Here is a 12510-nt window from a genome sequence, read left to right as displayed (position 1 = left end):
CTCGATCCTCGTCTTCCGGCGGCGGTAGAACCATAACCGTCTTGACAGGTGTACGGCGTACACCTACGGTGTTTCCCAGGAGGTGTACGGCGTACACCAGGGGAGGGAAAATGAAGGCGATCGTCCAGGACCGGTACGGCCCGCCGGAAACACTCACGCTCGCGGAGATCGACGCGCCGGTGCCGGCCGCCGACGAGGTGCTCGTGCGGGTCGAGGCCGCCGCGCTCAACGCGTACGACTGGCATGCCATGCGTGGCGATCCATGGCTGGCACGGTTGGCGATGGGCCGGTCAGGGCCCCGGGCGCGGGTCCGTGGCCGGGATTTCGCCGGCCGGGTCGAGGCTGTGGGCAGCCACGTTCGACAGGTACGCCCGGGCGACGCCGTCTTCGGCGACCTCGGCGATGCCAACGGGGCGTTCGCCGAGTACGTGTGCGTGCCCGAGACTCTGGTCGCGCCGAAGCCGGCGAACCTGACGCCGCAACAGGCGGCCGCCCTGCCGCTGGCCGGCGTCACCGCGCTCATGGGGCTGTGCGACGTCGGGCAGGTCGAGCCCGGCCACCACGTCCTCGTCAACGGGGCCTCCGGCGGCGTCGGCACCCTGGCCGTCCAGTTGGCGAAGGCGCTCGGCGCGACCGTGACCGGCGTGTGCAGCACCCGTAACGTCGACCTGGTCCGCTCCCTCGGCGCCGACCACGTCGTCGACTACACCCGCGACGACTTCACCCACCACGCCCGCCGCCACGACGTCGTGTTCGACCTGGTCGGCAACCGCTCACTCACCGCGCTCCGGCGGGCGCTGACCCCAACCGGGACGCTGGTGCTCTCCGGCGGCGGCGTGTACCGCGGCGGCAGTCTCGTCGGCCCGATCTGGCTCATCGCACGCGGGCGACTGCTGGCACCCGTCGTCGGGCACCGCATCGTCGCACTCGCCACGGCACCCAGCCGGCAACACCTCGACACGCTCCGCGCCCACGCCGAGGCCGGCCGCCTCGTCCCGGTCATCGACCGGACCTATCCGCTCCACGAGGTGCCGCAAGCGATCCGGTACCTCGAAGGTGAACACGCGCGGGCGAAAGTGGTGATCACCATCTGACCTGCCGACCGCCACCACGACCACGACCCCGGCCATGGCCGGGGTCGTCGCCGAATGGGCACGACGCCCGATGGGCCACCCGGAACTGGGCGACCAGTCGGCGCAGCGCCTGAGCGGCGCGAGTGCCCGATCCCGTTTCGCGGGCCTGCCGGGGCAGGTGCGGTGATGGCAATCTCGGGCTCACGGGAAGTTTCGAAACTTACTGCGACCAAGGGGTAGCGCATTGCTGTCTGTCGTTGGATGATTGCCGCCAACGCATTGCTGATGCCGGTGTGCCCGCGCCGACCGGAGGGTCGATCCGTGAAACATAACCACTCGCCTGTCCTGCCGGGTCCCGGCGCCACGGACTACGCGCGTTATATGCGGACGGATACATTGCTGGGTCTGCAACGATCGTCGGGCGAGGTGATCCATCGCGACGAGTTGCTCTTCCAGGTGGTGCATCAGTCCGCCGAGTTGTGGCTGAAGCTGGCGGCGGCGGAACTGGCCGAGGCGACCGCCCGGCTGGATGCCGGTGAGCTGCCGCCCGCCGAGGCGCTGCTGGTCCGGGCGACGCTCGCGGTCCGGCTGATCACCGATCAGCTCGAGATGTTCCGATATCTGTCCCCAGTGGACTTCCAAGCGATGCAGCCGGCCTTCGGCAACGGTTCCGGCGCCGAGTCGCCGGGTTGGCGGCACGTCCAGTCGGCCAGCCGGCAACTCGGCCGCGCGTTCGACAGGCAGCTTGCGGACCGGGGTGTCCCGGCGGCGGACCTGTGCCCGGCGGACCTGTCGGATCCGCTGCATCGGCTCGCCGAGGCGATGGTGGAGTGGGACGAACGGGTGTCGCTGTGGCGGACCCGCCACTACCAGGTGGCTCTCCGGGTCGGGGGGCACCCTCCGGCCGACGCGTCGGGTAGCCCGACGACGATGCTGGCCAAACTCGCCGGACACCGATTCTTCCCTGAGCTGTGGCAGGCGCGAACGCAATCCACCGCCGAAGAAAACGGCATTGACAAAGCCTGAAAATGCGCTCGGCAGCGAAGCCGGGACCTCCGACTGCGGTCCGTTTCGTCAATTCCGAGGGGTGGCACGTGCGTGCTCTGGCTCACTGGGTGTCCGGCACGGCCGGACCGACCAGCTTTCCCTACTCGGCGGTCCTGCACGAATTTCATCGGGTTGGTAAACACTTCGTCGAAAAGAGTTTCCTGGCCCTGCTCGACGAGGCCCGGGCGAGGGTGGCCAGCCGGGCACCGGCCTGCGACGACGCGCCGACACGGCTGCTGACCGACTTCCTCGACGTCACACTCGACAAGTGGGACGGTCGCTACGACTACCGCAGCTACCTGGCCCTGCGTCTGCTCCCACTGCCCCGCGGAGTGGACGATCCGGCCCCGGCGGCGCAGGCCGCGGCCGGGCGCCGGGACCGGGACCGACTCCTCGTCCGCCTGATCGCCGACACGCTGGCCTTCGAACTGGACGCCGCCGCGCGCACCACCGGGTTCCTGCCGCAGCACCGACCGGGGCCGGCGGTGGTCGCCAAGCGCTGCCGACTGGGTGTCCGAGCCGCCGCTCCCGCGCTGGCCCGCCTCGGCCTGGCCGAGGCGGTCGGCGGGGACACCCCGGCCACTGCCGCCGCCGGCCTGCACGCCGTCGCCCGTGACCTCGCCTCCCCGGCGGATCCGCCGCTGCGGTGGAGCATGCTGCCGGTTTACGTCACCCACGACGAGTACCTGTTCCTGCGGGTGCTCCAGGGCTACGAGTGCCTCTTCGCCGGGGTCGCCGACGAACTTCGCTCGACGGTCGCCGTACTGGCCGGGGACGCGCCCGGCGCTGCGGCCGACCGGCTCGGGTACGCGGCTGACCTGCTGCGCGCCGCAGCCCCGCTCTTCTCCTTGCTGGCCACCATGCAGCCGGTGTCGTTCCGCACGTTCCGGCAGTACACCGAGGGGGCCAGCGCGATCCAGTCCCGCTCCTACAAACTGGTGGAGTCGCTGTGTCGGACCCCGGAAGCGGACCGGCTGGACTCGGTGGCCTACCGGTCGGTGCCGGAGGTGCGGGCCCGGGTACGCGGTGGCCAGCCGACGGTCGACGAGGCGTACTCGTCGGCTGTCTCCGACGGCCGGCTCACCGGTGCGGACCACTCCCTCGTGGCGCGGCGGATGGCCGCGTTCGCCGGCACCCTGGCACAGTGGCGACGCGCCCATCACCGGGTGGCCGTCCGGATGCTCGGTTCACGTTCCGGCACCGGTTACACCGAAGGCACGCCATACCTGGCGCAGGTCAGCACCGCGCCGGTCTTCACCACGGTGACCACCGAACCGGCTGCGGCCGACCGCAGCGAAGGGCGCCTCGCGTGAGCCCGCCCGAGCAGCGTCCCCGGTGTCTCGACGCCGGCACGCATGCCGCACTACGCGCCGAGTTCCCGCTGTTGCAGACCTGCGTCTACCTGAACAGCAACTCCACCGGCGCGGTACCCAGCGGTGCCGAACGGGTGCTGCACGACTACTGGGAGACGCTGCGCACCTGGCGCGACGGCGTGTGGCAGGACTGGCACGTCGGCCTCGACCGGTACGCCGACTCGGTGGCCGCACTCCTCGGCGCGCCGCCGGGCAGCGTGCTCACCGACGCGAACCTGAGCACCTTCCTCGCCCGCGTGGCATCCTGCTTCGACTACCGCCCGCCCCGCAACCGGGTGGTCGTGACGGATCTGGAATACCCGACGGTGCCGTTCATCTTCCGGGCGTACGGCCGACATGGCGCCGAGCTCGACGTGGTCGGCACCGGCGGCCCCCAACTCGACCAGCACGCCCTGGAGGCGCGGCTGGACGAGCGCACGCTGCTGGTGTGCGTGCCGCACGCCAGCTTCACCTCCGGCGCCACCGTCGATCTGGCCCGCCTGGTGACCCGCGCCCACCAGGTCGGCGCGTTGGTGGTGGTGGACGCCTTCCAGACCGTCGGGGTGGTGCCGCTGGACGTCACCGCGCTCGGCGTCGACATCGTCATCGGCGGGGCCCACAAGTGGCTGTGCGGCGTCGGCACCGCGTTCCTCTACGTCCGGCCAGATCTGGTGCCACAGCTGACCCCGGCGGCCACCGGCTGGCAGGCCGGTGACCGGGCGCTGACCTTCCGGCCGTCCACCGGGTGGGCGGCCGGAGTGCGCCGATTCGCCGGCGGCACCCCGTACCCGCTCACCAGCCTGGTCTCACAGGTCGGTCTGGACCTGCTGGCCGGAGTCGGTGTCGACGCCATCCGGCGGCACTCGCTGGCGCTCACCCAACGGCTGCTGGACCGAGCCGGGACTGCCGGCATCGTGGTGGTCAGCCCCACCGACGCGACCCGCGGCGGGGTGGTGTGCCTGGACGTCCCCGATGGCGAGGGGGTCAAGCAGCGGCTGGCCGCCCGCGGCGTGATCTGTAGCTGGCGCGGCTACCTGCGGGTCGGCCCGCACGTCTACAACACCCTCGACGAGATCGAGTCGTTCATGGACGCGCTGGAGAAGGAGCTGCACCGGTGAGCGTGACCCTCTCGCCTCGGGCGTTGCTGAGCCTGCTCGCCAACGGGCCCAAGGCCATGGACGTGCTGCGAACGGCGCTCGACCTGGGACTGCTCGACGCGCTGGAGCCCGGACCCGCCCGTCTCGACGCGCTGGCCAGCCAGTTCGGGGTGCTCCCGCTGCGGCTGTACAAGTTCCTCGACTGCATCGAGAGCCTCGGTCTGCTGATCCGCGACGAGCCCGCCGACGACATCGGCGCGACCAGCTACCGGGCCGTGCCGGGGCTGCGCGACGCGGTCGACGCCGTCGTCGGCCCGGGCGCCATCGAGCGGGACCGGGATCGCTATCCCTGGCGGCAGTTGCACGGCCGACTGGCCGAGGGCCTGCGCGGCGAGGTCAGTATCGACGACGATTTCGCCTGGCCACCGAAGACGGCCGCCCAGACCGCCGAGTTCGAGCGCAGCATGGCCCTCGGGCTGGGGCCGGCGATAGCGGCGGTGCGTCGGCACGCGGGCCGCCTCTGGTCGGATCGGCACCGCCTGCTGGACGTGGGCGGCGGGGACGGCACGCTCGCCGCGCACATCCTCGACGTGGCGCCGGCCCTGCGGGCCGACGTGTACAACCTGCCGGCGGTGGCGCCGCTGGTGGCGACCACCGGGGCCACCCGTGGTCACCGGGACCGGTTGGGCTTCGTCGGGGGCGACTTCTTCGCCGAGCCGCTGCCGCGGGGGTACGACGCGCTCTCGTTCGTCCGGGTGCTGCACGACTGGCCCAACGCAGTGGCCCGGCAGTTGGTGGAGCAGGCGTACGCGGCGTTGCCGCCGGGCGGACTGCTGCTGATCTGCGAGGAGTTCCGCACTCCGGACCGGCTGGCCATGCAGTTCTTCTGGAGCTACTTCCTGATCGGCGTCGACAGCAGCGTCAGCCGCCTGCGCGAGGTGGACTTCTACACCAGACTGCTCACCGAGGTCGGCTTCCAACACGTGGCAGTGCTTGCGGGCACCTGGGAGCTGGTCACCGCCTACAAGCCGACCTGAGCCGGCCACCTGATGCGGTGCGGATGTCTCCTGGCGCTGGACGCCTCCGTGCCGCCCACCGGCGGCCCTGCCGGAGACCGCCGCCGCCACGGACGGGCTCACCCGGGCCGCGCCGCGTTCAACCGATGACCGGAACCAGTCGAACATCCAATCGGGGGACCGATCACCCGCAGTTCTCCGTGCCGATGGTCGCGACAGACGAATGCGTGCTGGTCGGGGGCCCGCTGGCGGTGGCCCGCCGGATCGGCGCGGACTCCGCCCTGAGGCGTGGGCGCCGTCACCTGCGCCGGCTTCACTTGTGTGACTGAGGTGAGTCTCCTACGCTGCGCAACGCGACGATCGTTGATCAAGTAGGCCCTTCGAAGGGGCCGGTAAAGGGACTGATAGTGCGGCCGCGACGACCGTGGGCACGATCACCGTCACGGCGGCCCCGGCCCAGGCGCTGCCGTCCAACTGTAGCCAGATAGTCAGGTCACAGAGCAACGCCGCGGTGTGCAAGTCCGGCAGCGGGTATTACCGTGCCTGGGCCCGCTGCACCAACACGACGACGAAGAAGGCGACCTACCGCTACGGCTTCTGGCGCGGCGTGGGCAGCATCGCGTCCAACGCCTCCTGCAAGAAGGGGGAACGCATCGTGAGTTCGAGCAAGCACGCCGGGATCACGAAGACCAACTACCTTCCGCCGTACTGAGCAGTTCGGGCGATGTGCGGTAGCCGGCTCCAAAGCCGGGGTGTGAATCTCATTGCCGGGGGTTTCTTCCTGGCGCGGAGGTAGCAGTTGGCCGGGTGCGCAGGGCGGGCATGACTCATGCCCGCCCTGCCACCATCGCTGATCTCGGGTGGTGACCCCGGCTCGGGGTCACACTACGGCGCCTCCGGCGACCACAGGATCAGCCCAGGCGTTGAAGACGGCGGCGGGCGTCTCCGGCGGCCTGATCGCCCAGTTCGTCGTAGATCTGCGCCGCTCGCTCCCACGCGGCAGCCGCACCCGGCAGGTCGGCCATCGCCTCTCGCGTCTCACCGAGCCGGATGAGGGTTTCGGCCTCGTGGTACCGGTCCGCGGAGTCGCGGAAGAGTTGGATCGCCTGTTCGTAGCAGCTCAGCGCCCGTCCGTGTTCGCCGAGGCGGTCGTACGCGAAGCCGAGACTGTCCAGCGTCGCCGCCTGACCGTTGCGGTCGCCGCTGCGTTGTTGCTGGGCGAGTGCCTCCGTGCAGCTGGCGATGGCCTGGGCGTAGTCGCCCGTGCTGGCGTGCAACCAGCCGATCGCGTTCAGCGTCCGTGCTTCCCCGGCGCCGTTGCCGGCCAGCCGGTAGAGCCGCAGCGCTTCGCGGCCGTGCGTCAGCGCTTCGTCCAGCCGACCGCCCAGGTAGCAGAGTTCGCAGTAGTTGTGCAGGGTCTGCGCCTGGCCGGTCGGATCGCCGAGGCGTTCGTGGAGTTCGAGTGCGCGTCCCAGCCGGTATTCGGCGGTGTCGTGCTGGCCGAGTCGGGTGAACGCGCGGGCCAGCAGCCGGTTGGTCGCGGCCTGTCCGGCGACGTCGTCGATCTTTTCCGCGGCCGCGAGCGCGACCTGCTGGGTGGCGAGTTGTTCCTGCCAGAGACCGCGCGGTGCGAGAAACGTGTTCAGCGTCCAGGCGATCTGCCAGGAGTACGCCTCGAATCCTGTCTCGGCGGCCTGGAGAACCAGGCGCAGCAGCACGTGTTGCTCCGCCGTGAACCAGGCGAGCGCGGTGTCGTGATCGGTCGCCGGTCGGCTCACGTGCATCGGCAGCGGGGGCAACGGGTCAATGGGCGCCCACTGTGGCTGGAGCAACAAGGCGGCCGGATAGGCGTTGTGTAGATAGTGATCGTACAACCGGTGCCGGCTGGACAGCCGTTCGTCGGCGTGCTCCGACGAGTCCGCGAGTTCGGCTGCGTAGCCGCGGAGGAGATCATGGAAGGCGTACCGGCCCGGCACGTGTTCGGTCAACAGGTGCAGCCGGGTCAGCTCACGCAGTGGCGGTCCGACGGCCGGTACGGACACTCCGGCGAGCGCGGCGGCGGTGTCGGCGGTCAGGTCGGGGCCCGGGTGCAGCCCCAGCAGTCTGAACAGTCGTGCCGCGTCCCGGCTCAGGGCCAGGTACGACCACGAGAAGACGCGCCGCGCGTCCCCGCTTGCCAGGGCGTCCAGTCTCGCGTCGGCCGCGTGCAACTCGGTGGCGAAGGCGTCGAGTGGGAACGAGGGGTGCGTGGCGATGCGGGCCGCCACCATCGACAGGGCGAGTGGAAGTCGACCGGTGGCGGCGATGATATCGGCAGCCGCGGCCGGCTCTGCGCCGAGTCGGTTGGCGCCGAGCCTGCCGGCCAGCAGGCTCATCGACTCGTCAGCGGTGAGCACGTCCAGCGTCAGGGGTGCGGCGCACTCCGCAGCGACCAGGCCGCTGAGCCGGTCGCGGCTGGTGACCACGACCACGCAGTTGCCGGCGCCGGGCAGCAGCGGGCGTACCTGGGCGGAGTCGCGCGCGTTGTCGAGCACCACGAGCATCCGACGGGAGGCCAGCAGGCTGCGATAGACCCCGGTCCGAGCCGCCATGCTGGACGGAATCCGGGCGTGCGGCACGCCGAGCGCCTCGAGGAAGCCGAGCAGGGCGTCGGCCGGGGAAACCGCGTCGGTTTCGTCGTACCCGCGAAGGTTCGCGTAGAGCTGACCGTCGGGGAAGCGCCCGGCCACCCGGTGTGCCCAGTGCAGCGCCAGGGTGGTCTTGCCTACCCCGGCCATCCCGGACACGGCGGCAATGGCCACCGTCGCCGGGCCCGGCGCCCCGTCGTCCAGGAACGCGTCGAGGCTGGCGAGCTCGGCGCTGCGGCCCACGAATTCCGGCACCGCGAGAGGCAGCTGCTCGGGTCGTCCACTGAGCGGGTCCGGCAGCGCGGCGTCGCGTACCGGCCCGCCCGGGCCGGCCGGACCGGCCGCCGATCCGGCCAGGCTCGGGCGGTGGTGCAGGATGTCGTTGTGCAACTGGGTCAGCTGTGGTGCCGGATCCAGACCGGTCTGCTCGGCCAGCGCCTGCCGCGCCTGCCGGAACGCGTCCAGCGCGCCGGCCACATCTCCCATCCGGTACAGACCGAGCATCAGCTGGCCCCAGGCCCGTTGCCGTAGCGGATGCCGGTCGAGGAGGACACGTAGCCGCTGGACCACCTCGGCCGACGAGCCGCGCGCCAGCATCGCCTCGGCGAAGTCCTCCTCGGTGGCCATCCGCCGCTCCTCCAACTGCCCGACCCGCCGGGCCAGCAGCGGGCCCAGCGGCAGATCGGCCAAGGCCGTCCCACGCCACATGTTGACGGCGGTTGCCAGCTCGTCCTCGGCCCGGGCCGCGTCTCCGGCGGCGAGAGCGTCCCGGCCACGGGCCGCGGCCGCGTCGAACCGGTCCAGATCCCGCTCGTCAGGCCCCACCTGGAGCCGGTAGCCGCCAGCCGAGGCGGATATGCCCTCCCACGACTCGCCGTCACCCAGCGATCGCCGCAACCCCCGCACGTAGGTGCGCAGGTTCGCCGCCGCTGATGGGGGTGGATCGTCGGTCCACAACACCGCAGTCAACTCGTCGGCGCCGACTGCTTCGTTCGGTCGCAACAGCAGCGCCGCCAGCAACAGGCGCTGCTTCGCCGAGCCCAGCGAAACCGGTCGGTCTCCGCGGCAGACCACCAGCGGACCAAGAAGATCAAAACGCATAAGCACCTGTCCAGTTGTACCGGATTGCCGCTGGTATCCGGCACGGCTGCGGGCTCGACCTAGCCGGACACCTGCTGCCACGTGTAGTACGCCGCGAAGCCGGCGAAGAACACGATCGCGATCACCACGAGCGTGCTGGCCGCCCAGCCCGCCCGTAGGGCGGACGGCAGCGTACGCCGGTTGAGCCAGAGGACCAGCGCCGCGACCAGCGGGATGTGCACGGCCTCGATGGACCCCGCCACGGTGAGCAGTCCCACCGGGTCGCCGAAGAGGACGAACACCGCGAACGGCAGGACCGCGAGCCAGCCGATGACGGCAACCCGACCGATGACCGCAGGGCTGGCCCACCGCCCCTGCGCGAGGTGGGACGGCAGTGCCTTGCGGATGCCGTCGGTGTACAGCCGCTTCCAGCCGTCGATATTGGTCAGTGTGGCCGTCCAGAAGGCCGAGATGAGACCCACCACCATCAGCCAGAACCCGACGCTGCCGAACACCTCACTGAAAAGTGTGGTCAGGTCGCGGGCGACATCGGACTCCGCGGGCACGATGCCCTCCGGACGCAGCAGTTCCGCACCGAGGATGAGGAACGCGACCGTGATGATCCCCACGCCCACCACGGCGAACGTCGAGTCGAGCGTCATGGTCCGCAGCCACTGGCGCACCCGGGCCACCTGGCCGGCATCCAGGCTCCGCGGGTCGAGGTGGCCCTGATGGTCCAGCGCGCCGACGCCCACCCCCTTCGCCACGACCCAGTACGAGTACCACATCAGCCCGGCGGCGCCGTTGGACAGGAAGCCCAGCCAGGGCAGGATGTCGGCGACCACGAGATCCTCCGGCACCGTGGGCACCACACCGGATGCGGCCTCTCCGAGGCTGGGCCCGACGAGTACGGCGGCCACCACGACGCCGACCGCCAGCAGGAGCCCGATGATCCGGGACACCCACTCCACCCCGGTGTAGTGGCCGAGCAGCACCAGGCTGGCCGCCGCCGCGATGACCACCCCCGTCCAGAGCTCGATCGGACCGGGTACGGCCAGGGTGAAAGCGCTGCCCGCGGCGCTTGCGATACCGGCGATGGCCGCGACGCCGACCACCAGCTGCGGCACCAGGATCATCCACAGGGCCCATCCCCGCGGGCCGGGCAGTTCGGCCATTCCGCTGAGCAACCGCCGACCGGTGACCACGCTGTAGCGCCCGATCTCCCGGGTCACGAAGAGCTTGAGCACCAGGGCCGCGATCAACGCCCACATCAACGCGTACCCGTACTGGGCGCCGACTCGGGGCGTGAACAGCAGCTCGCCGGTGGCCAGGGCGGCCAGCGCCCAGAGCACGCCGGGCCCGATATAGCCGAGTTTGGCGCGTCCGGTCGGCGGCTCCGGCACCACCCTCTCTCTTTCCCGATCACTGGCCAACGCCTCGTGCATCACCCGTACCCTTCGATCGCCGTCACCCCTGCTGGGTCTTCCCCTACCCGCGGGCGCTCGGCAGGCAACCGGGCGACGTCAGGCGGCGCCGAGCAGGTCCCACCGGTTTCCGGCGATATCGAGGAAGACCGCGACCCGGCCATAGGGCTCGGTCCGCGGTTCCCGGACGAAGACGACACCGGCCTCGACCATCCGCCGATGAGCGGCGCCGAAGTCATCGACGCGGAGGAAGAACCCGACTCGGCCGGCCACCTGGTTGCCGATAGCGGCACGTTGGTGCTCTCCGTCGGCGCGCGCGAGCAGAATTGCGGTCTGGGCGCCCGGCGGCCGGACGACGACCCACCGCTTGGGCCGACCGTCGCTTGTCAGCGATGGCGAGTCCTCGACGAGGTCGAAGCCGAGCACGTCGGTGAAGAACGCGATCGCAGGGTCGTACTCGTCGACGATCAGGGCAACCAAGTCGATCTGCACCACCGCAGCGTACGTGGGGTCTTTCGTCAGCTGATCTCGAAGGACTACGCTCCGGCTAGCGTCGCGTGCCGGTGGCAGACCGTGCCAGGCATGGAGGCGCCCGACCGAGGGAGACCGACGATGTCGACGTCGCATCCTTCGTCTTCGCGTGACTGAGCGCGAGACGACCAGGCTCATCGCCTGGAGCCGTGAGCTTCGCCAGGTGCACGCGCGCCTGCGCGAGGCGCTCGACCTCACCCGGGGTGCGGTTGCCGAAGGCCGGTCCGGCGAGGCGGCCACCCGTGACCTGCTGCTGTACTGCCATGGGTTCTGCGCTGCCCTTGACGGGCACCACCGGGGCGAGGACCACACCCTGTTCCCGGCGATCAAGGCGGTCCACCCCGAGCTGGAGCCCGTGCTTCGCCACCTCACCCAGGACCATTCGATGATCACGCACCTGCTCGCCGGCTTGCAGGCCGCGGTCGATCGGGCCGCACCGGTCGCCGAGTTGGGTCGTCACCTGGAGGGCGTCGCCGCCATCATGGAGAGCCATTTCCGGTACGAGGAGCGTCAGCTGCTCGGTGTGCTCGAGACGCTCTCGCTGGATGCGCCAGCCGAGGAGGTCCTGGGCCCGCTGTGAGCGACCCGGGCCGGCGAACGGGCGGGACCGCGCGAGCCTGCATCATCGTGACCTCACCACGCGCGCCCAGTCGCGGCCCGCCGGCCACGCGCTAGGTCTGGAAGCTCGGCCCCGAGGTGGGTGCGCTCGCCGTCGTGGTCGAGGATGCAGAGGACCTCGGCCGGGCCGCCTCGGGCGCCGAAGGCGTGCGGCACCATGGTCGAGAATTCGGCCGCCTCACCGGCGCCGACCAGGATCGTGCGTTCGCCGAGCCGCAGCACCACGGTGCCGGAAAGCACGGTGAACCAGTCGCGGCCGGGGTGCACCCGCAGGTCGGCCGGGACTGCCCGGGTGATTCGCAGCTTGGCGACCGTCATGCCCTGCGCGGCGTGTTCCCGGGTGAGCAGCCAGGTGGTGATGCCGCGCGCGTCGTCGCAGTGCGGGCGGATCACCACGTCGGCGTCGGAGTCCGACTCGACCAGCTGGTCGAGTGTGGTGCCCAAGGCACGGGCGAGCGGCGCCAGCTGGTCGAGGGCGATTCGCCGGTGGCCGGTCTCGATCCGGCTCAGGGTGGACGGGCTGAGATGGCTGCGCGCGGCCAACTCGTCGAGGGACCAGCCGCGGGCCACGCGCAACCCGCGGATCCGCTGCCGCACCAGGGCGTCCAGCTCACCATCTTGCGTCATACGCAAGATGGTATGCCA

Annotated in this window: 11 protein-coding genes; 7 read left to right on the top strand and 4 right to left on the bottom strand. The window is 70.9% G+C overall.

Annotated features, from left to right (window positions below; genetic code table 11):
- The first annotated feature begins 110 nt into the window (after positions 1-110).
- From KIF24_RS17795 to KIF24_RS17770, 6 genes are all read left to right on the top strand, one after another.
- Positions 111-1094 (top strand): NAD(P)-dependent alcohol dehydrogenase, encoded by a 984-nt coding sequence (locus tag KIF24_RS17795; protein WP_221085021.1) that lies wholly within the window; start codon positions 111-113, stop codon positions 1092-1094.
- Between the two features lie 300 nt (positions 1095-1394).
- A complete protein-coding gene (locus KIF24_RS17790; protein WP_221085020.1) occupies positions 1395-2099 on the top strand; it encodes a tryptophan 2,3-dioxygenase family protein in 705 nt (234 codons plus the stop codon).
- Between the two features lie 68 nt (positions 2100-2167).
- Positions 2168-3433: a tryptophan 2,3-dioxygenase family protein gene (locus KIF24_RS17785; RefSeq protein WP_221085019.1), complete on the top strand. Its 1266-nt coding sequence runs from the start codon at positions 2168-2170 to the stop codon at positions 3431-3433.
- A complete protein-coding gene (locus KIF24_RS17780; protein WP_221085018.1) occupies positions 3430-4590 on the top strand; it encodes an aminotransferase class V-fold PLP-dependent enzyme in 1161 nt (386 codons plus the stop codon). The genes KIF24_RS17785 and KIF24_RS17780 overlap by 4 nt, the downstream gene beginning before the upstream one ends.
- Positions 4587-5606, top strand: coding sequence for a methyltransferase (locus tag KIF24_RS17775; protein ID WP_221085017.1), 1020 nt, complete (start codon positions 4587-4589; stop codon positions 5604-5606). Before KIF24_RS17780 ends, KIF24_RS17775 begins: the two co-directional genes overlap by 4 nt.
- A 490-nt stretch (positions 5607-6096) precedes the next feature.
- Entirely contained in the window at positions 6097-6297 is a 201-nt protein-coding gene (locus KIF24_RS17770) for a hypothetical protein (RefSeq protein WP_221085016.1), read from the top strand.
- Between the two features lie 199 nt (positions 6298-6496).
- On the opposite strand, the gene KIF24_RS17765 is transcribed toward KIF24_RS17770, so the two are convergent.
- The 3 genes from KIF24_RS17765 to KIF24_RS17755 form a co-directional block, all read right to left on the bottom strand.
- Positions 6497-9313, bottom strand: a complete 2817-nt coding sequence (locus KIF24_RS17765; RefSeq protein WP_230416568.1) for an AfsR/SARP family transcriptional regulator — start codon at positions 9311-9313, stop codon at positions 6497-6499.
- A 59-nt stretch (positions 9314-9372) separates the two neighbouring features.
- The gene (locus KIF24_RS17760; RefSeq protein WP_221085014.1) at positions 9373-10737 is read right to left on the bottom strand and encodes an Nramp family divalent metal transporter; all 1365 of its coding nucleotides are present in this window, start codon (positions 10735-10737) and stop codon (positions 9373-9375) included.
- Positions 10738-10815: 78 nt separating this feature from the next.
- Positions 10816-11211 carry a VOC family protein gene (locus KIF24_RS17755; protein ID WP_407939929.1) on the bottom strand — a complete coding sequence of 132 codons (396 nt, stop codon included), beginning with the start codon at positions 11209-11211 and terminating at the stop codon, positions 10816-10818.
- 145 nt (positions 11212-11356) lie between these two features.
- Between KIF24_RS17755 and KIF24_RS17750 the strand changes: the two genes are divergently transcribed.
- Positions 11357-11827, top strand: a complete 471-nt coding sequence (locus KIF24_RS17750) for a hemerythrin domain-containing protein (protein ID WP_221085012.1) — start codon at positions 11357-11359, stop codon at positions 11825-11827.
- A 53-nt stretch (positions 11828-11880) separates the two neighbouring features.
- Here the strand turns inward: KIF24_RS17750 and KIF24_RS17745 are convergent, their stop codons facing one another.
- Positions 11881-12492, bottom strand: a complete 612-nt coding sequence (locus KIF24_RS17745; protein ID WP_221085011.1) for a helix-turn-helix domain-containing protein — start codon at positions 12490-12492, stop codon at positions 11881-11883.
- Positions 12493-12510 lie beyond the last annotated feature (18 nt).

It is taken from the genome of Micromonospora tarapacensis, from assembly GCF_019697375.1.
Taxonomy (GTDB): Bacteria; Actinomycetota; Actinomycetes; order Mycobacteriales; family Micromonosporaceae; genus Micromonospora; species Micromonospora tarapacensis.
This window is presented reverse-complemented; position numbering and strand designations above follow the sequence as displayed.

Excerpts from the sequence above, each read along its gene's own strand:
- KIF24_RS17795 (WP_221085021.1), top strand. The coding sequence starts at position 111 with ATGAAGGCGATCGTCCAGGACCGGTACGGCCCGCCGGAAACACTCACG.
- KIF24_RS17765 (WP_230416568.1), bottom strand. The coding sequence starts at position 9,313 with ATGCGTTTTGATCTTCTTGGTCCGCTGGTGGTCTGCCGCGGAGACCGA.
- KIF24_RS17760 (WP_221085014.1), bottom strand. The coding sequence starts at position 10,737 with ATGCACGAGGCGTTGGCCAGTGATCGGGAAAGAGAGAGGGTGGTGCCG.
- KIF24_RS17745 (WP_221085011.1), bottom strand. The coding sequence starts at position 12,492 with ATGACGCAAGATGGTGAGCTGGACGCCCTGGTGCGGCAGCGGATCCGC.